The organism is Wolbachia endosymbiont of Tetranychus urticae, from assembly GCF_046529255.1.
Classification (GTDB): domain Bacteria; phylum Pseudomonadota; class Alphaproteobacteria; order Rickettsiales; family Anaplasmataceae; genus Wolbachia.
In genome coordinates, this window is sequence record NZ_CP114181.1 from 250029 (window position 1) to 269589 (window position 19561).

The 19561-nt window shown below is 33.4% G+C and carries 19 protein-coding genes and 5 pseudogenes; 15 read left to right on the forward strand and 9 right to left on the reverse strand.

Annotation, left to right across the window (positions count from 1 at the left end):
- Positions 1 to 23: 23 nt before the first annotated feature.
- Both O1Q06_RS01525 and O1Q06_RS01530 read left to right on the forward strand, forming a co-directional pair.
- Positions 24 to 891 (forward strand): annotated as a pseudogene (locus tag O1Q06_RS01525) (IS982 family transposase).
- Positions 892 to 925: 34 nt separating this feature from the next.
- Positions 926 to 1204, forward strand: a complete 279-nt coding sequence (locus O1Q06_RS01530) for a transposase (protein WP_410542831.1) — start codon at positions 926 to 928, stop codon at positions 1202 to 1204.
- Here O1Q06_RS01530 and O1Q06_RS01535 read toward each other — a convergent pair.
- Positions 1189 to 2643, reverse strand: a complete 1455-nt coding sequence (locus O1Q06_RS01535) for an IS4 family transposase (protein WP_410542832.1) — start codon at positions 2641 to 2643, stop codon at positions 1189 to 1191. The genes O1Q06_RS01530 and O1Q06_RS01535 overlap by 16 nt on opposite strands.
- A 214-nt stretch (positions 2644 to 2857) precedes the next feature.
- Between O1Q06_RS01535 and O1Q06_RS01540 the strand changes: the two are divergent.
- Both O1Q06_RS01540 and O1Q06_RS01545 read left to right on the forward strand, forming a co-directional pair.
- Positions 2858 to 3416: pseudogene (locus O1Q06_RS01540) on the forward strand (IS630 family transposase); the annotation flags it as partial.
- Between the two features lie 115 nt (positions 3417 to 3531).
- Complete coding sequence (locus O1Q06_RS01545) at positions 3532 to 4536, forward strand: IS630 family transposase (protein WP_410542215.1); 1005 nt, start codon at positions 3532 to 3534, stop codon at positions 4534 to 4536.
- 16 nt (positions 4537 to 4552) lie between these two features.
- Here O1Q06_RS01545 and O1Q06_RS01550 read toward each other — a convergent pair.
- Positions 4553 to 5094 (reverse strand): annotated as a pseudogene (locus tag O1Q06_RS01550) (IS982 family transposase); the annotation flags it as partial.
- A 68-nt stretch (positions 5095 to 5162) separates the two neighbouring features.
- Positions 5163 to 5795, reverse strand: coding sequence for a class II aldolase/adducin family protein (locus O1Q06_RS01555; RefSeq protein ID WP_410543125.1), 633 nt, complete (start codon positions 5793 to 5795; stop codon positions 5163 to 5165).
- A 185-nt stretch (positions 5796 to 5980) separates the two neighbouring features.
- Here O1Q06_RS01555 and O1Q06_RS01560 point away from each other — a divergent pair, with 185 nt between their 5' ends.
- Positions 5981 to 7435, forward strand: a complete 1455-nt coding sequence (locus O1Q06_RS01560; protein WP_410542423.1) for an IS4 family transposase — start codon at positions 5981 to 5983, stop codon at positions 7433 to 7435.
- Here the strand turns inward: O1Q06_RS01560 and O1Q06_RS01565 are convergent.
- From O1Q06_RS01565 to O1Q06_RS01575, 3 genes and pseudogenes are all read right to left on the reverse strand, one after another.
- On the reverse strand, positions 7420 to 7758 hold the full coding sequence (locus O1Q06_RS01565) for a transposase (protein WP_410542833.1): 339 nt from the start codon (positions 7756 to 7758) through the stop codon (positions 7420 to 7422). The two genes, O1Q06_RS01560 and O1Q06_RS01565, sit on opposite strands and share 16 nt — an antisense overlap.
- A gap of 2 nt (positions 7759 to 7760) precedes the next feature.
- Positions 7761 to 7970, reverse strand: a pseudogene (locus tag O1Q06_RS01570) (transposase); the annotation flags it as partial.
- A gap of 11 nt (positions 7971 to 7981) precedes the next feature.
- Positions 7982 to 8627 (reverse strand): annotated as a pseudogene (locus O1Q06_RS01575) (IS630 family transposase); the annotation flags it as partial.
- 236 nt (positions 8628 to 8863) lie between these two features.
- Here O1Q06_RS01575 and O1Q06_RS01580 point away from each other — a divergent pair.
- Positions 8864 to 9448: an AAA family ATPase gene (locus tag O1Q06_RS01580; protein WP_410542834.1), complete on the forward strand. Its 585-nt coding sequence runs from the start codon at positions 8864 to 8866 to the stop codon at positions 9446 to 9448.
- On the opposite strand, the gene tsaB is transcribed toward O1Q06_RS01580, so the two are convergent.
- The 3 genes from tsaB to ubiG all read right to left on the reverse strand — a co-directional run bounded on the left by tsaB (position 9418) and on the right by ubiG (position 12427).
- Positions 9418 to 10023, reverse strand: coding sequence for a tRNA (adenosine(37)-N6)-threonylcarbamoyltransferase complex dimerization subunit type 1 TsaB (tsaB, locus tag O1Q06_RS01585; RefSeq protein WP_410543126.1), 606 nt, complete (start codon positions 10021 to 10023; stop codon positions 9418 to 9420). The two genes, O1Q06_RS01580 and tsaB, sit on opposite strands and share 31 nt — an antisense overlap.
- Entirely contained in the window at positions 10023 to 11153 is a 1131-nt protein-coding gene (locus tag O1Q06_RS01590; protein ID WP_410542835.1) for a cation:dicarboxylate symporter family transporter, read from the reverse strand. Before O1Q06_RS01590 ends, tsaB begins: the two co-directional genes overlap by 1 nt.
- A 107-nt stretch (positions 11154 to 11260) precedes the next feature.
- Complete coding sequence (gene ubiG, locus O1Q06_RS01595) at positions 11261 to 12427, reverse strand: bifunctional 2-polyprenyl-6-hydroxyphenol methylase/3-demethylubiquinol 3-O-methyltransferase UbiG (protein WP_410542836.1); 1167 nt, start codon at positions 12425 to 12427, stop codon at positions 11261 to 11263.
- 145 nt (positions 12428 to 12572) lie between these two features.
- Between ubiG and dnaG the strand changes: the two genes are divergently transcribed.
- From dnaG to O1Q06_RS01640, 9 genes are all read left to right on the forward strand, one after another.
- A complete protein-coding gene (dnaG, locus tag O1Q06_RS01600) occupies positions 12573 to 14306 on the forward strand; it encodes a DNA primase (protein ID WP_410542837.1) in 1734 nt (577 codons plus the stop codon).
- A 98-nt stretch (positions 14307 to 14404) separates the two neighbouring features.
- Complete coding sequence (locus O1Q06_RS01605; protein ID WP_007302679.1) at positions 14405 to 15703, forward strand: Na+/H+ antiporter NhaC family protein; 1299 nt, start codon at positions 14405 to 14407, stop codon at positions 15701 to 15703.
- A 245-nt stretch (positions 15704 to 15948) separates the two neighbouring features.
- The gene (locus O1Q06_RS01610; RefSeq protein WP_410543127.1) at positions 15949 to 16131 is read left to right on the forward strand and encodes a hypothetical protein; all 183 of its coding nucleotides are present in this window, start codon (positions 15949 to 15951) and stop codon (positions 16129 to 16131) included.
- Entirely contained in the window at positions 16128 to 16286 is a 159-nt protein-coding gene (locus O1Q06_RS01615) for a hypothetical protein (RefSeq protein WP_410542838.1), read from the forward strand. The genes O1Q06_RS01610 and O1Q06_RS01615 overlap by 4 nt, the downstream gene beginning before the upstream one ends.
- 31 nt (positions 16287 to 16317) lie before the next feature.
- Entirely contained in the window at positions 16318 to 17175 is an 858-nt protein-coding gene (locus O1Q06_RS01620; protein ID WP_410542839.1) for a hypothetical protein, read from the forward strand.
- Between the two features lie 45 nt (positions 17176 to 17220).
- The gene (locus O1Q06_RS01625) at positions 17221 to 17541 is read left to right on the forward strand and encodes a hypothetical protein (protein ID WP_410542840.1); all 321 of its coding nucleotides are present in this window, start codon (positions 17221 to 17223) and stop codon (positions 17539 to 17541) included.
- A gap of 237 nt (positions 17542 to 17778) precedes the next feature.
- Positions 17779 to 18126, forward strand: a complete 348-nt coding sequence (locus O1Q06_RS01630) for a ferredoxin family 2Fe-2S iron-sulfur cluster binding protein (RefSeq protein ID WP_410542841.1) — start codon at positions 17779 to 17781, stop codon at positions 18124 to 18126.
- 7 nt (positions 18127 to 18133) lie between these two features.
- On the forward strand, positions 18134 to 19147 hold the full coding sequence (locus O1Q06_RS01635; RefSeq protein WP_007302682.1) for a hypothetical protein: 1014 nt from the start codon (positions 18134 to 18136) through the stop codon (positions 19145 to 19147).
- On the forward strand, positions 19131 to 19532 hold the full coding sequence (locus O1Q06_RS01640) for a cytochrome c-type biogenesis protein CcmH (RefSeq protein WP_410542842.1): 402 nt from the start codon (positions 19131 to 19133) through the stop codon (positions 19530 to 19532). The genes O1Q06_RS01635 and O1Q06_RS01640 overlap by 17 nt, the downstream gene beginning before the upstream one ends.
- Positions 19533 to 19561 lie beyond the last annotated feature (29 nt).

Genomic DNA, 19561 nt, shown 5'->3' on the forward strand with positions numbered 1-19561 from the left:
GAAAAAAATAGATGAGGTTACCCATGGAAGATATAACAAAACTGTTTTGTCTGGTCGATGATTTTTGCAGAGATATAGAGAAAAATTTTGCAGATAAACTACTGCCAAACGGTAAAAACCCACAAGAGTGCCAGAAATTACACATTCGGAAATTATCACAATAATCCTCCTGTATCAGCAATCTCCCTGTGAAAATTTTAAGGCTTTCTACCTGCATTACCTAACATTGCTCTACAAACAGAGTTTTCGAAGTTGCCTTCATACACTAGGTTTGTTGCTCTAAAGCCCAGGGTTTTGTGGCATTTAGCCATGCTATTACAGTGCCTTTGCGGATGGTCAGAACTTACTGGAATCTCATACATAGATACAACTCCTATTGCAGTTTGCCATGCAAAAAGAATATCAAGAAATAAGGTTTTTGCTGGAATTGCAAAATTAAGCAAGAGTACATATGGCTGGTTTTTCGGCTTTAAACTACATTTGATAATTAACGAGAAAGGTGAAATTCAAGCTTTTACGCTTACAAGAGGTAATGTTGACGATAGAGAGCCTGTAGCAAACCTAACTAAGAAATTAACCGGTCTTTTGTTTGGTGATAAAGGCTATATTAAAAAAGAGCTTTTCCAAGAGTTGTTTAACCGCGGTTTGAAACTTGTTACCAAGGTGAAAAAGGGGATGAAAAACGCATTAATTTCACTACATGAAAAGATTTTGCTGAGAAAAAGGTCGATCATTGAGACGATTTTTGGCTACCTCAAAAATAGACTTGAAATTGAACATACTCGCCATAGATCTCCCGTTAATTTCTTGGTTCACATCTTTTCTACTCTCATTTCCTATTCCTTGAAATCCAAAAAGCCTTCCATTTCCTATACTTTCTTCCTTCCTTAATCCAGAATTAGCGTTCCAAGAGGAAAGAAAATTTATGCAGATATTCCAGCGAGAGAGAATCGGTATAGTAGCCGGGTGGATTGGAATGAGATTTATTGCACCAATGACTTTCAAAGGTGGGTGTGACAAAGAGGTATTCAATATATGGTTGGAGAAACCTAAATTGCCACTTGGCACAACCATAGTTATGGATAATGCTACATTTCATAAGACCACTAAAACAAAATCATTAATAGAGTCTTTTGGCTGTCATGTGCTGTATCTTCCAACATATTCACCAGATTTGAATCCTCACTTTTACCCACAACTTTGAGAGGTCATTATGCGAAGCATAACCATGCTTTCCCTGAGGTTTTCATAACCACGCCATAGAGTCATAGTTCCTGGTAAATTATCACTTTTTCTATTCATAAATCCACCTAATTTTCCTAACCAAATAATAGCTTGTTTTATGTTTGGAGGTTCTTCTGGCAATTTGGCTACTTTATGCTCACGTATGTAAAGGGTTTTCCACTCTTCATTACTTAAAACCTTAGTACAAACCTCCATAGGATTCGATAAAGCGATTTTTGTTAAATATAAAATATTAAATGCAATAATGCTCTTTATAGCGATTAATTTCTCTAATCTTTCTTTTGTAGCTAAACGAGAGCTTTCTACCTTACATCCTGATTTTAAAATCCTAAAATACTCCTCGATTTTCCATCTTAGCTTATACCAATTTATCCTTTCTATAGCATCTAAAGTGCTATTAACTGGTACATTAGTCAGCAAAGTCCAATCAATAGCTTCTACTCTTTCAGGAGGATTTGTTTCTTTGGCACTTACTACATATATAGCGATTTTATCACTTATTTTATGCTCTGTATCTTTCGATCCATAAATGTAAGGAGATCTGATAGGTATATAGCCTTTCATATACCTGACTTCAATGTTAGCTTTTCTTGAGATCTGGTATTTATTTTCAGCAACATTCAAGACAATTTCCTTTTTTACAGGCAGTTGAGTTATACGTGTTTGCAAATCCGTTTTTCCCCCTTCAATACAGATGAATTTCCTATTAGTTCGGTTGCGGATTACATAAAAACTGTCCAATGATTCAACAGTCCATAAAAACTTAAAAATATCTGCTTCCCTATCACCAATAGTAACAAGCTGTACACCTTCTGCGAGGTTATTTAGGGTTTCTTTTAGTGCCGCTATCCACTTATAGCTTTCTTTCTCCTTTATAGCAGTACGGTATTTCCTGTTTGCTTTTTCTTGGGCTGTTTCTTCCCTGATAGAACGTGCCCAACACTGTTGAGAAGATAGCCCTAAAGGTAATCCGTCTTTGTTAACCATTAAGTTACTGTGCAATAACAAACCCTTTTTATATTTTGTATAGGCTTTAGAAATACTACCTAGACCCTTAGTCTTTATATGAGAGTCAAAATCCAAATAACTTGTATCTTGAACTGAAAATACCAGCTCATTTCCTTTTATCCTTTCCATAGTTTCTTTATAATGGGAAGAATAAATTTCCCTAGCTTCAAGCTTCTCATTGCTAAATAATCTGTATGCACCTTTAGCTTCTTTCCATCCTACACAGCTTTGACTAATTGACCCAGACGCCTTATTCTCTATTAAATAGCTTGTTTTAATAAGTCTTGTATTAAGTCTTACATCTCCCAGATTAACATGTCTCAACTCTTTTTCTAGCCATTTATCTCCTAAGCCATCAGCACATTGTACATTTCTATTTACTTCACACATTTTTACCTCATCTTAAGTATATTTTTCTCTATCTTACTTGCTTTTTATACTTGTGGGTAAAAGTGAGATTTGAATCCCATAGAACACTGTTGGCATACCATCAAAAGCCGCCTCAGACCTCTGATGTATAAATGTACAGACTTACAACTTTTGGTTGGTAATACCATAATGGTAATTTATCATTCATTTTAGAAAATACTATAGTAGACAAAAAATTCATCGAGCACTTAAAAATATAGGATTCACAAGAAAAAAAAGACCTACGGATATAAAGAAAGAAATGAAGAAAAGCGAGCTCAATTTTCAAAGGTTATAGCAACAAAAGAACCTAAAGAATTAGTGTATATAGATGAGTCTGGCATTGATAACACTGAACCTATGGGTATTGCCAGAAAGGACAGCGGTTTTTTATGCCCTAAAATCTGGGAAGAAAACTCAACGAATTAGCATGGTTGCAGCCTTGAGTGGAAGAAAAATAATTGCTCCGTTAACCTTTGAAGGCCACTGCAATATGGATATCTTTAATAAATGGTTTGAGCAGTTTCTGACACCGATTTTGGAACCTGGACAAACTGTTATCCTTGATAATGCTACTTTTCATAAGTCTAATAAGATTTGCTAAAGGAGTTGGTGCAGAAATTTTATATCTTCCTCCATATTCTCCAGATTTTAACAAAATTGAACATTATTGGTTTGCTATAAAAAACAGAACCAGGAAAAACATTCCTTTATTCAAATCTTTTCGTCATGCTGTCGATTCTCCTTTCTTATGACCTTTTTGGACTATTATGGGAAGGGCTATATTTATACCAATTCCCGCTATACAAGCAACGAATAGAAAATAATGGAAAAAAGCCATACTGAAGTAAGTAAAATAGCGAGGTTTAGATGGCATTAAGATCAAAATTATTGGATGAAAAAGTGGTGAAATCAGCAAAAGAGATGCTGAAGAGAGTAAGAAATAATGCGTATGTTGCAAAAAAACTAAATGCTGTAATTGCAGCAAAAAAGCACAGTATAACAGCTGTAGCAAAAATATGTTGCATTTCGAGAAAGGCAATTACTACATGGATAAAGCACATAAAATTTGGAAGAGAAGAAAAATTATTTGCTCCACCTCAACGCCGTAGAAAAACTATATTGAACCAAAGTCAACTTGAACGAATTGAGTTGTGGATAGAGGAAAACCCCAATATTACTATTAGAGAAATGAGAATAAGAATCCAAGAAAGATTTGGTTTGAATATCAGCAAATCCGCAATACATCGTAATATGCAAAGAATGAAATTCTCATATATCACACCAAGACCAGTTCATAGTGGACAAGATAAAAACAAGCAAGAGGAGTTTAAAAAAAACCTCAATGAAACTATTGTCATGCATTCTGAAAAAGAGCTATTTTTCTTCGATGAATCACGGTTTGGTACACATTCAAAAGTTGGACATGGGTGGTTTAAAAAAGGCAGTAGGACACAGGTTAAGGTAAAATTAGGTAGGGAAAATTTTTATCTCTATAGTACAGTTAATCCCAGAAATGGAGAGAATTTTAGCTTATTTGCACCAAACGTCAACACTGATTGTATAAATATATTCCTTGAACAGATGTCGCAATATTTAGGAATACGAAAGGCTTTTCTCTTGATGGATTGCGCTAGTTGGCATAAGTCAAAAAATTTAAAGGCACCTAAAAATATCGAAATTATATACCTACCACCATACTCACCTGAACTCAATCCTGTTGAGAGGTTTTGGTTATATATAAAACAGAACATTTTACGCAATAAAATCTACGATACAATTGTTCTGCTTGAATGCGCTTTGTGTAAATTTATTACCTCTCTTTCCCCTTCCACGGTTAAACAACTCTGCTATGCTTCTTATTTAGTTCATTAATAATGAGAATTGGTATTAGGTTTGCTACAGGCTCTCTATCGTCAACATTACCTCTTGTAAGCGTAAAAGCTTGAATTTCACCTTTCTCGTTAATTATCAAATGTAGTTTAAAGCCGAAAAACCAGCCATATGTACTCTTGCTTAATTTTGCAATTCCAGCAAAAACCTTATTTCTTGATATTCTTTTTGCATGGCAAACTGCAATAGGAGTTGTATCTATGTATGAGATTCCAGTAAGTTCTGACCATCCGCAAAGGCACTGTAATAGCATGGCTAAATGCCACAAAACCCTGGGCTTTAGAGCAACAAACCTAGTGTATGAAGGCAACTTCGAAAACTCTGATTTGTAGAGCAATGTTAGGTAATGCAGGTAGAAAGCCTTAAAATTTTCACAGGGAGATTGCTGATACAGGAGGATTATTGTGATAATTTCCGAATGTGTAATTTCTGGCACTCTTGTGGGTTTTTACCGTTTGGCAGTAGTTTATCTGCAAAATTTTTCTCTATATCTCTGCAAAAATCATCGACCAGACAAAACAGTTTTGTTATATCTTCCATGGGTAACCTCATCTATTTTTTTCTATTTGTTGAGTTTACCCTACTCTCCTGACTTTTCTATTCTCTTTTTAATCCAGAATTAGCGTCTTTACGGCTTTTGAGCAAATTTCTTCACTTGGAATTGACAACTCCCTATTCATTGCTAGCGTCAGGCATTGAGTTTTACAAGCTTGTTCTAAGTGATACGTATAAAACATTGCTTCTTGTATAGTCTGACCACATGTTATAGATCCATGATTGCGCATTAACATCACAAAATTTTCTTTCAAATCAGCTATTAATCTTTTTCCTTCTGTATCATCAAGTGCTAGGGAATTATAATCATGGTAAGATACCTTATTATAAAAGTGCAGCGCCCACTGACTTATTGGGAGTAATCCATCCTTGAGAGAAAAAACTGCTACAATAGAAGGTGTATGTAGATGAAAAATTGCTTGAATATCTTTCCTTGCTTGATAAATGAAGCCATGGATTACATAGCCAGTTTTATTATATTGATATTCTTTGCCTTCAATTATATTCCCATCAAACGATACTTTCATCAATGAACTTTCATCTACTTCATAAAAACGTATACCAAACGGATAAACATAAAATGACTTTTTATCTTCAGAACGTACAGAGAGATGAGTATACGTATGATCATCTAATTTAAGATAAGATAAAATTTGATAGGCGTTAACTATAGTATTTTCTAAAATGAATGATAAATTACCATTATGGTATTACCAACCAAAAGTTGTAAGTCTGTACATTTATACATCAGAGGTCTGAGGCGGCTTTTGATGGTATGCCAACAGTGTTCTATGGGATTCAAATCTCACTTTTACCCACAAGTATAAAAAGCAAGTAAGATAGAGAAAAATATACTTAAGATGAGGTAAAAATGTGTGAAGTAAATAGAAATGTACAATGTGCTGATGGCTTAGGAGATAAATGGCTAGAAAAAGAGTTGAGACATGTTAATCTGGGAGATGTAAGACTTAATACAAGACTTATTAAAACAAGCTATTTAATAGAGAATAAGGCGTCTGGGTCAATTAGTCAAAGCTGTGTAGGATGGAAAGAAGCTAAAGGTGCATACAGATTATTTAGCAATGAGAAGCTTGAAGCTAAGGAAATTTATTCTTCCCATTATAAAGAAACTATGGAAAGGATAAAAGGAAATGAGCTGGTATTTTCAGTTCAAGATACAAGTTATTTGGATTTTGACTCTCATATAAAGACTAAGGGTCTAGGTAGTATTTCTAAAGCCTATACAAAATATAAAAAGGGTTTGTTATTGCACAGTAACTTAATGGTTAACAAAGACGGATTACCTTTAGGGCTATCTTCTCAACAGTGTTGGGCACGTTCTATCAGGGAAGAAACAGCCCAAGAAAAAGCAAACAGGAAATACCGTACTGCTATAAAGGAGAAAGAAAGCTATAAGTGGATAGCGGCACTAAAAGAAACCCTAAATAACCTCGCAGAAGGTGTACAGCTTGTTACTATTGGTGATAGGGAAGCAGATATTTTTAAGTTTTTATGGACTGTTGAATCATTGGACAGTTTTTATGTAATCCGCAACCGAACTAATAGGAAATTCATCTGTATTGAAGGGGGAAAAACGGATTTGCAAACACGTATAACTCAACTGCCTGTAAAAAAGGAAATTGTCTTGAATGTTGCTGAAAATAAATACCAGATCTCAAGAAAAGCTAACATTGAAGTCAGGTATATGAAAGGCTATATACCTATCAGATCTCCTTACATTTATGGATCGAAAGATACAGAGCATAAAATAAGTGATAAAATCGCTATATATGTAGTAAGTGCCAAAGAAACAAATCCTCCTGAAAGAGTAGAAGCTATTGATTGGACTTTGCTGACTAATGTACCAGTTAATAGCACTTTAGATGCTATAGAAAGGATAAATTGGTATAAGCTAAGATGGAAAATCGAGGAGTATTTTAGGATTTTAAAATCAGGATGTAAGGTAGAAAGCTCTCGTTTAGCTACAAAAGAAAGATTAGAGAAATTAATCGCTATAAAGAGCATTATTGCATTTAATATTTTATATTTAACAAAAATCGCTTTATCGAATCCTATGGAGGTTTGTACTAAGGTTTTAAGTAATGAAGAGTGGAAAACCCTTTACATACGTGAGCATAAAGTAGCCAAATTGCCAGAAGAACCTCCAAACATAAAACAAGCTATTATTTGGTTAGGAAAATTAGGTGGATTTATGAATAGAAAAAGTGATAATTTACCAGGAACTATGACTCTATGGCGTGGTTATGAAAACCTCAGGGAAAGCATGGTTATGCTTCGCATAATGACCTCTCAAAGTTGTGGGTAAAAGTGAGGATTCAAATCTGGTGAATATGTTGGAAGATACAGCACATGACAGCCAAAAGACTCTATTAATGATTTTGTTTTAGTGGTCTTATGAAATGTAGCATTATCCATAACTATGGTTGTGCCAAGTGGCAATTTAGGTTTCTCCAACCATATATTGAATACCTCTTTGTCACACCCACCTTTGAAAGTCATTGGTGCAATAAATCTCATTCCAATCCACCCGGCTACTATACCGATTCTCTCTCGCTGGAATATCTGCATAAATTTTCTTTCCTCTTGGAGCACGTCCATATTCTCGGTATAACTTATACCAATTCTCATTATTAATGAACCAAATAAGAAGCATAGCAGAGTTGTTTAACCGTGGAAGGGGAAAGAGAGGTAATAAATTTACACAAAGCGCATTCAAGCAGAACAATTGTATCGTAGATTTTATTGCGTAAAATGTTCTGTTTTATATATAACCAAAACCTCTCAACAGGATTGAGTTCAGGTGAGTATGGTGGTAGGTATATAATTTCGATATTTTTAGGTGCCTTCCATTTCTGGGATTAACTGCACTATAGAGATAAAAATTTTCCCTACCTAATTTTACCTTAACCTGTGTCCTACTGCCTTTTTTAAACCACCCATGTCCAACTTTTGAATGTGTACCAAACCGTGATTCATCGAAGAAAAATAGCTCTTTTTCAGAATGCATGACAATAGTTTCATTGAGGTTTTTTTTTAAACTCCTCTTGCTTGTTTTTATCTTGTCCACTATGAACTGGTCTTGGTGTGATATATGAGAATTTCATTCTTTGCATATTACGATGTATTGCGGATTTGCTGATATTCAAACCAAATCTTTCTTGGATTCTTATTCTCATTTCTCTAATAGTAATATTGGGGTTTTCCTCTATCCACAACTCAATTCGTTCAAGTTGACTTTGGTTCAATATAGTTTTTCTACGGCGTTGAGGTGGAGCAAATAATTTTTCTTCTCTTCCAAATTTTATGTGCTTTATCCATGTAGTAATTGCCTTTCTCGAAATGCAACATATTTTTGCTACAGCTGTTATACTGTGCTTTTTTGCTGCAATTACAGCATTTAGTTTTTTTGCAACATACGCATTATTTCTTACTCTCTTCAGCATCTCTTTTGCTGATTTCACCACTTTTTCATCCAATAATTTTGATCTTAATGCCATCTAAACCTCGCTATTTTACTTACTTCAGTATGGCTTTTTTTTCCATTATTTTCTATTCGTTGCTTGTATAGCGGGAATTGGTATAAGCACTTTTACTTGCCTTAGGTGATTAGAGTTTACATTTCTAGATTACATAATATTTTAACTATAAAAGCGACTTTTTATGTAATATTTCATATGTTTTAAAGCCTTGTTTTTATGTTATTATAATTGTAGGTTTTAATATTAAAAATAATATGATAAACGTTGACATAAAAAAACAGCTAACAAAATTTTTCATATATATCACTGGTCTTCCAGGAAGTGGTAAACTTTCTACAGCGATAGTATTATCTAGTATGATAAATGCAGTAATTGTAAGTGGACTTGAATATAATCAAACTTCCAAAGAAGCTCGAGATAGAATATATAACACTACACATGTTATGTTTCAGGCAATAGAAGCCTATCCTATTGACTCAAAAAATTATATATTTGTTGATGAATTAATTGAAAATAATGATTACAACATAAGAATATATAACTCAGTAGTAGAACTTAGTAAAAAAATGAGCACAAAAATCCTCCCTATAGTACTTAGGTGCAATCCATCGATATTACAAGAGCGTACTATATCAAAAAAGCAAAGAAAAAATAGGAAGGTTACTAATATAAATAGTATTAAATTCAGGGAGGAAGATTTATTTGTACCACAAAATGCTATAGAGGTAGAAAATTCAAATATGAGTATAAAAGAAGTAGCAGAAGAAATAGTAAGTCAAATGTACAAACTTGGCCAAATTAATAGTGTTTACGCAATAGGCAACGATTTCATATACTGAGGCTCATTTAAATATAGAGCCTCAACTCCATTTAATTTTTGTTTATTTTTTAGTCTATAACGGACTAATAGCCCTGCATGGCTAGCATCCAACTTTGGTAAACTGCAATCCATATATGTAATGCAGTCCGTTTCAGGCTGGAGTTCACTTACTACAGCGGGATTTGATAGCGGTAAAAAATTGAAATCAAATAACTGCGTATAAAACTTTTGATCATCTTCGATTATAGCTTTAATATTTTTTTTGCTATTTGCACAAAGTAGCGATATTGCATATGCTTGAGCTTCCAGCGCACTAACACCATATAACGGCTTATTTGTAGCAAGATTTATACCTTGTGCAGTTGATATACCAACTCTGATTCCAGTAAAACTTCCTGGTCCAACTATCACTGCTAAATGGTCTATTTTATCGTAGCTGTAATTATGCTTATCAAACAAAGTATTCAGTATTTGAAAAAATGATTCTGCATGACTATTGTTTGCAGAATTGCGTTCTACAAAACAATTACCATCGTAATCAATTACTGCTATTGAACTACCAGCACCTACAGTATTAATTGCTAGAATGGACATCACTTAAGCTTATCATAGAGCTTTGTAAACATCATAGTGAACGCACCGTTACCCATAACATTTGCTGAAGTTATTATTGGGTCAAACACTATATACAATGCTGTAATTAATGAAAGCATCTCTGGGGAGAATTTAAGATACTTCTCAAGAACGGGCAACATTACCATAATCCCTCCCGCTGGAACTGCAACAATAGCAAATTTAAATAACAGAAAGTAGAGAAGGAAAGTCACATAGTCTGTTGCAGACAATGCACCACCAAAAGTCATTATCATTGATAGTATTATAATAAAAAAGCAATCACCTACTAAATGAAAGCTAGCAGTTATTGGCACAACAGACGATGCTATATCATGCTGCTTTACATTTTTTTTGCTTCCTTCAAGAGTAAGCGGCATAGCTATATTACTAGACATTGTGCTCATTGCAGTAATAAATGCTGGTATCATATTACCTATACTAGCTATCCAGCTTCTGATCTTGAACGAATTTGCTGCTCCATATAAGAGAAAAACATAAAGGTAGGTTGCAGATGATATAATAATAAAAATTATTGAGTAATCCTTAAATATTATGGGTAAAACCTGATCATGTTCCATTTTGAAAGCAAGACCAAGTACAAACATTGGAATAATTGGCGTCAAAAATGTCTTCAAAATAAAGAGAGTTAAATCTAACATTTTGTTCGAGAGCTCTTTGCTTTTTTTTGGTAATATTGTGGACACTAATATGCTTAACACAAATCCACAAGCAAGGGCATAAAAATTAGAAAGCAATGCAGGTATCCTAAATGACCATAAAGGAACAATTGTTTCTTCATATGTTATATCTTGTATTGAATAAGTGTTTTGTGTGATGAAATGCCCAACAGAATAAGCTATTAAACTTGAAGCTAGATTCGACAAGAAAATCGTTATAATAAGTAACAATATAAACTTTATAGCCGACTGCTTAAGATTGTTAACACTACTAAAGATTAATGCAAAAACAATAAAAGGCATTATAAATAGTAAGATCTCTTTTATACTAAGGCTTATTGAATACAAGAAGGTTTTCACTTCCATTGGAACTAGATGACCAAAAAATACAACCGAAGTGATAACAGCAAGTAAGGTTAGTAATTGTAGCATATTCTAATATAGCGACATCCTATGGAAATACATATGATAAATTAGCTGCTAAGTAAAGTAAAACTGCCTAAAATATTTGCATTACCTTCTAGTACTTGAATGAGATTTCAAATTACAACGTTTCCACAAAGTATATAGTTAACATCCACACCTTTGGTCAAGTTCCATTCACGCTTTATTACATTATATTCCATACCAGCCATGTTTTGCAGTATTACGTTGTTTTCCCTTAGATGATTTGCAATTTCTGATGGCTTGAGAAATTTATTCCAACTATGTGTGCCTTTTGGCAGCCAGTTTAATATGTACTCTGCGCCGACTATTGCAAGACAGAAGGATTTAATAGTTCTATTTATCGTCGATATAAAAATTAGCCCTTCTGGCTTCAACAGCTCTATTGCTTTTTTCATGAAAAACTCTAAATTATCGACATGTTCAACCACTTCCATCAACAAAACCACGTCATGCTTCTTGTCATTGCTTAGCTCTTCAATGCTAGTGTGTGTGTATTCTATATTTAACCCTACTTTCTTCGCATGCGACTGTGCCACTTTTATGTTTTCCTCACATACATCTATTCCTGCAACGCTAATACCAATACGCGCCATTGACTCTGACAAAATGCCACCACCACAACCAACATCGAGCAATGATAGTTCTTTTAAATCGCATTTTTTAAATTCTTTTATTTTCTCAACGATGTATGATACTCTCACAGGATTCATCATGTGCAATGGCTTGAATTTGCCATTCTCATTCCACCATTCACCTGCTATTTTAGCGAATTTTGATATTTCATCTTCGTTATAAGTTTTTGTGGTTTTTTTCTTGCTAATATTGCTAAGTTTATCAAGGCGTTCTTTATGTCTACTTTCTTTTGAAAATTCTGTTTCGAGGAATTGTTTGACTATGTCTTTTGCTAATCCACTCGCAGTAAACCCTGCACCAAGACAAAGTATATTCGCGTTGCCATGCTCGCGAGCTAATTTTGCGATCTCAACACTATTACATAAAGCAGCGTAGATTCCTTCAAAACGATTTGCCACAGTACTCATGCCCAAACCTGTACCGCAAATTAATATTCCATAATTTGCTTTTTTGTTTGTTATATCTTCTACAACTTCAGCAGCATAGTCAGGGTAGTCTACACTCTTTTGTTCAGCAGTGCAGCCACGGTCTATCACTGTATAATCTAAAGTTTCCAAGTAAGCCTTTATTTCTGATTTTAGTTCATAACCTGCGTGGTCTGAAGCAACTGATATCACATCTGACATATAAGAAATTGCAACTTAAGGGTATTTATATGGGTAATTTATTTTGAGCTTTTTGTCAAGCTCTCCTGATCTTTCTGAATAAATTTCGAGTCAGATATGCATAAATTCTATATAATTTTTATCCTACCACTACTCATTCGGTAAAATGGATCATATAGATATTATAAAGTCAAAATTATTGTTGTCCGACATAGTAGGAAAAAAAGTTAGGTTAATAAAAAGAGGAGATAGTTTTGTTGGACTCTGCCCATTTCATAACGAAAAAACTCCATCTTTTTCGGTCAGCAATGTTAAGGGCTTATATTACTGTTTCGGTTGCTCAGCTCATGGTGATGCGTTTGAATTTATTTCACAAACTGAGGGCTTAAGTTTTAAGGAAGCGTTGGAAAATTTGGCATCTGTTGTAGGTGTTGAGTTACCCAAAAACCTCAGCTTTGCTAAAGAAAATGACAAACTGTTTTCAGCACTGAATTTAGCTGCCAGTTGGTTCGCGCAGAAAAATCGAGGTGTTATGGCTTATTTAAGGCAGCGCAAGATCTCACTCAAAATCATAGATAAATTTAGAATAGGTTATGCACCAAGTTCTGGCTTGAAGGAATATTTGAACTCCTCTGGTATTAAAGACGAGATTTTGATCGATGTTGGGTTAATAAATAAGAATTCTCGTGATTATTTCTATGATCGGCTGATATTTCCTATACACAACATCACGGGCAAAGTTATTGGTTTTGGCGGACGTGCGCTGAACTCTGAGCAACAGCCGAAGTATCTAAACAGCCCAGAGAGTCAGCTCTTTAAGAAAAGAGAAAATTTATATGGATTAAACTTTGCTTTGAGTGAAATACGCAAAAAACAGCATCTATTTGTTGTTGAAGGATATATGGATGTAATAGCACTACATCAAGCGGGAATTAGCAATACAGTTGCTCCGCTTGGTACCGCAATTTCTGCAGAGCAGATAAAAAATCTATGGAAATTTGCTAAAGAAATTTCCATCTGTATGGATGGCGATAGTGCCGGACGTCATGCTGCTATTCGAATTGCAGAACTTGTTCTACCGATACTGGAGCCTGGATACACATTGAAGTTCGTGACTTTGCCAAACAATAAGGACCCATACGATATATGCAATGAGCTAGAATATAAGACAGAAGACGTACTCTCTGCTTTTAACCACTCAACAGAACTGCACTCTGAATATTTATGGCATCACATAATTGGTAGCAATTTGCAAAATTATGAAAAATTTGCTCCGGAAAAATATTCAATTCTTGAGCACAAGTTCATGAAATATGTCAATGCTATCGGTAACAGCAGTATTAGAAGGTATTATAGAGATTATTTTTACAATAAGGTCAGTGAATTAAGAAGAAACTTTAAAAAGCTGATTTTTAATAGCAAAGCAACAAAAGGTGAGTATCTTTACAATAAATCTCCAGAGCTAATTGAAGCAGAGCAAAATCAGGCCATAATTTTGCGTATAGCCGTAGAATTTCCTGAAATCTTGAACCGTCCTATATTTTTTGAGCAATTTTCTCATTTCGAATTTACTAATGAGATGAAAAAATTACAACAGTGCGTAATTAATATGGTAACTAATGAGAGCAACTTTAATAAAGAAATTCTGCTACAGGAGTCTAGTGTTATAAAGTTTATATTTGAAAAAACTAGCGTACTAAATAGTCAATTAAGTGAGAAGAGATCGGCAGAAAGTGTCTGGAATAACATAGTATTACGGAAAGAATTAAATGTATTACAAGAAGAAAAAATTAAAGCAAGGCTGGGCGGTAATTTTGACTTAGAGGAAAGGCTAATAGAACAAATAAAGCAAATAGAGGATAGTATACAAGAAATGCAAATGGAATTTATTCAAAAGTAGATGGCTTAAGATGTTCAAAATTATTAGAAAAACACTGTATTAGTAGTTGCTTAAAATAGCTTATTCTAGTATATTTCTGGTTTGTTCAACTGCGATAAGTGTTTTCATTTCTTCCTCTTATTATCTTTCTAGCCTTATACCTTGGAAGTGGTATTTATTTTTCTTTTATCGGACTTGGTAATCCTCTTCATCAAATTTCACCGTTAGTTTGCTTATTACCAGCATTATTTTTTGCTGTTCTATTCAATAAAAACAAAATTCAACATAGTATTGATACTCTTATAAAAGGTATGGGTAATAAAACTACTCTTACCGTATGTTTGATTTTTCTATTTGCTGGAGCATTTTCTACTGTTACTGAATCGCTTGGTAGTATAAATGTTATTACTAACTTAACTATTCGATTTCTTCCAGCAAGATTATTACTTCCTGGAATGTTTTTACTTTCTACTTTTATTTCAAGTGCAATCGGCACATCAATCGGAGTTATTGCACTTATAACACCAATAGCTGTTAATTTAGCACAAAATGGAGCTTTTGATTGTGCAGTGGGTGTTGGAGCTGTGATAGGTGGGTCTATGTTTGGCAGCAACCTTTCAATGATATCTGACACTACTATTGCTGCTACTTCTTCACAAGGAGCTTCAGTAAAGGATAAAATAAAACTCACTTTCAAGACAGGATCTGTTACAGGTCTTATAATACTTATTTATCTAGTAATAATTTCAAATAGTACAGAAGTTGTTTCTATCTCAAGTCTGAATTATTTATCCATAGTCAAAATTATCCCTTATATATCTTTAATAATTATGGGTTTATTTGAAATAAACACTCTAGTAACATTAGCTATTAATATGGTTATTGCTGGGATATTAGGAATAGCTTTTTTTGATTATTCTCTTATTGAATATTCTCGTGACATATATAGGGGTTTTTATAAGATGAATGAAGTAATGATATTTATTCTCTTCAGTAGTGGATTAAGCCACTTAATGTACGAATACAGTCAGAAAAAGATAGATATATTCACCGATAAGGTGAATATGACAAAAACTCAAGCTGAATTTATGATTGCGGGAATATCATCTCTGTTTACTATTTTAGTTTCCAGCAATGTTGTTGCTATTTTATTAACTAGTAATATTGCGAAAAGACTTGCACAAAGATATAACATTGCACCACACCGTAGTGCGTATTTATTAGAAATATTTACTTCTATCACAAAAAGTATCTTACCTTATGGTTCTCACGTATTACTAGCAAGCAGCATTGCCTCTCTGTCACCTATCATCGTACTAACAAAAGTATATTATTGTTTTGTTTTTGCAGCAGTTGCAATAAGTGAAATAGTGATTAATGGCAGACGTCATGCGGTTGTAGCTCCTCAATTACCATAAACAACTCTTTAAATTTTCACTTAATTTGTTGATAAATTGATAAATATTATAATATTTGCTAAAATACTTATATAGTACCAATTCTTTTAAAGACATAGTATTACTAATGTTATAAAAAATGTATCAAAATAGTGGAGAAAAAAAATGCCTGATTATTATGAAATATTAGGAGTAAAAAGAGATGCTACTCATGGTGAGATAAAAAAGCATATCGCGAATTGGTACTTAAGTTTCATCCAGATAAATTGCATCTATCATCGTCGGAAGAAGATCGACAAGTTCCATTTGAAGAGGGATCGACAAAATTCAATCAAATACAAGCAGCATACGAAGTGTTATCTGACCCAAGAAAAAAAGCCGGTACGATAGAGGAAAGTATGAGGATGGGGATTGTAGTGATGAACTGGAGTTGTTGCGGGAAGAGATGAGTAAACTTAAACAAGAAGAGAAAAGAGAAAAATTTTTTAATGAAATATGTATTATGTATTGTTCGAAAAGTCAAAAATTAATCGAAGAGAAAATAGAAAGGCTAAACAAGAGTTTAAAAGAAATAGGCAAGATGGGCAAAGCAAGAACCAACTGAATCCGAATATGTAAGAACTATTCTGGGATTGTTGTTAAATATCCAGTCAAATGAGTATGAAGAGTGTGATGATATAATAAAGAAAGTTACAATTGATGCTGGTGACATTACATTTCTAGTGCAAATTGCTATTATGTACGATCGTGTGGCATTTTTCAAGCTCTTTGAAGGAAGGATAGAAATATCACGAAATGAAATCTTAAGCTATGCTTATGAATACCAATCTGAAGAGTTTTTGGATTATTTTTTTAATAAGTACTTAGATAAATTAGATATCAACTATAAAGATAAAGAAGGAAATACAGCTTTACATCATACATTAAAATGGTTGGATTTGGGTAAATCGAAATACCAAGGTTTTGTCAAGTCACTTCTTAGTAAAGGTGCAAGGCTTGATGTTAAAAATAGCAAAGATGAAACTCCATTTGATCTCTTGGTCAATTATGCTACATACTTCTCTCGTAAGGAAAAAGTAGTAGAAAAATTAAATAATCTTTCGGTGGTGCTTAGTGGTTGTAAAACCGATGAGCTAAAGAAGCTAGAAGGTACTTCTGCGTTGAATGAACTAGTAGATACTATTGTTAGATATAAGCATAAAAAAGCTCTAGATCTTCTAGTTGAAAATAACATAAAGATTTCAAGTACTATTTTAGAAGGTATTGTTAAACATAATTGGAAAAAAGAGATTTTTGATTGCTTTTTACATAGAAAGAAATATAATTTTCAGGATGAAAATGGGAATACACCTCTACATCATGCTTTAAGAAACTTACAGCCCTATACGTCAATGCTTCGCAAAGTTGAATCACTTGTGAGTGCAGGTGCGAGATTTGATGTTAACAATGACCAAGGTGAAACTCCGTTTGATCTCTTGGTTGAGTATGTTTAGAAGGGGTTTTATGGTCAAGCGTCAAGGTTAAGTTATGCTTGGAAGTTGTTTAACAAATGTGAAAATAAAGATGTACTAAGAGAGCTAAAATATAAAGATGGTACTCCTGGATTAGATAAACTAAATGAGCTTCGTATTAAGTGCCGTAATACTTCTATCATAGTTGCTTCTACGTTAGCAGTAGTAGGAGTTGCTTTAGAAGTAGCTATTGCAGTCTACTCAGGAATGTTAGCGTTAGGGATAGGAATTGGAGTTTGTTGTCTTGTTGTTGCTGCAATCACATACCATTGTAATAGTCCTGCAAATTTATTGAAAGATAGCAATGCTGAAGTTGCAATCAATCAAATGGCATTAGTAAAATTATAACTTAAGATCAGAAGAAATGGCAGATCAAGTTTAATAATGTTAATTCAGTAATATATTTAGTAAAATCTAAAACTAAGAAAATTCTATACTTGCAACTCTGTGAGATGCTGGTGGTATCTATCTTACTTTCTTGATAGGAATACAGATTACAAGAGATAGGCGATGGAATTTCAAAGAGTTTGCAAATAATAGTTATTATTTGTAGAATATAGAAAAGTTAATAGAGATTTTAATAGTATGCCATCCGTTACTTTTATTTTACCTGATGGAAGTAAGAAAAGCTATGAAGCTGCAGAAGGAGAAACTCTGCTTAATTTAGCCCACAGAAGTGATCCAGATCTGCTTGAAGGTGCATGTGAAGGCTCTCTTGCTTGTTCTACATGCCATGTGATTGTTGATTCAAAATTTTATGATGTTGTAGAAACACATAACCCTATATCTGATGAGGAAAATGATATGCTGGACCTAGCTTTCGGTTTAACAGAGACATCGAGGCTTGGATGCCAAATAAAAATCACAAAAGATATTGACGGTTTGTGCGTAACCGTGCCCAGAGGTACAAGAAATATATCATCAGATAAATAAGAGGATAATGCGTAAAATTTTTATCTATATTCTTATCTCCTTACCTTTGTTTATTCCTCTAGCTTATAGTGGTTTTTGGTATTTTTCTGCATTTAAGGTAAAAAGTCTTTTAACTGATTACATTAATGACGAAAAAGTTGATATTTCACATGATTTTAAGGGGTTTCCTTTTAACCTAGTTTTTCGTGTAACGAATCCAAAATTTTCTAATGAGCAATTAACTGTTTCATCTGAAGCTTTAATGATAAAAAACAGATTATTTGATAAGTCAGTATATATCTATATACCAAGCAATAAGGTAAACATTGCTGTCCGTAGTGATGAGAAAAAGAATATAAAGTGTCACACACACGTGAGTAGCCACTTTGTTGTTAAACTAAATGATTTACTATCTTCATTAAAATTCAACAGAAATAGCACTGTAATAGACTATATAGATACATTTCGTTACGAAGATTATGGATTAAAATGTGATGTTTTAGAAAATCAGCAAAGTGTTATAACTGAAGTGAATGATAAAAGTAATTACATTCAATTTCACTTTGATAAAGAACTGAATGAAAATACTAAACTAGAATTTGATTTTTATACTTACCGTTATAAACATACTGCAAGTCCTGAAAATTACCTTAGTGTCGACGCTAAATTAGATTATGAATTTGTAAACCATATTTCAGCTTCTAAGATTAATTTCAACATAGAAAAATTTTTGATTGAGAGTAATAACTTTTCTATTGCTGCGAATGGTGGAGTAAGTAATTACAATTTAGTTACATCTTCATTTGAAGATAAAATCAATGTAGCCATATCAAATTATAAAGAATTAATTTCGTTTGTGACTAATGATTCAAAGACTGCAGATAAATTGGAAAAATCAATATCTTCCTTATCAGAAAAAATCACTAATAACGACATTCAATTTTCAATAAAGTACGACAATAATGTAGGTTCAGGCTTTATTGGAAAATTATCCACTACTGATTTTATCACTCAATTCACCAAGAATGAGAATAGTAATTAGCTTACTTTTTACATTGATATTCCATTTAAGCATAAATGCTTTTACTTTGGATGATAAACTAAGAGACGAAAGCATGGAAGAGCGAGCAAGTAGCTTATTTGCAGTAATAAAGTGTCCAGTATGCTCTGGTGAATTATTATCCGAATCTGAGTCTCAAGTTGCATATGGTATGCGTAAGACAATTCGCAAGAAGATCAGTGATGGATATACTAACGAGCAAATAGTTTCAGAGTTAAAAAATTCTTATGGAGATTCAATTATCATTGAACCACCTGTAAAATCTAGTACCTACATTTTATGGTTTACTCCTTTTATAATTCTTCTTATTGGATGTTTTCTAGTACGAAAATCAGTTCAGAAAATAGATAAAGTAGTAAAAAGATAACTATAGAGTAAAAGTGAGTTTACAACAAA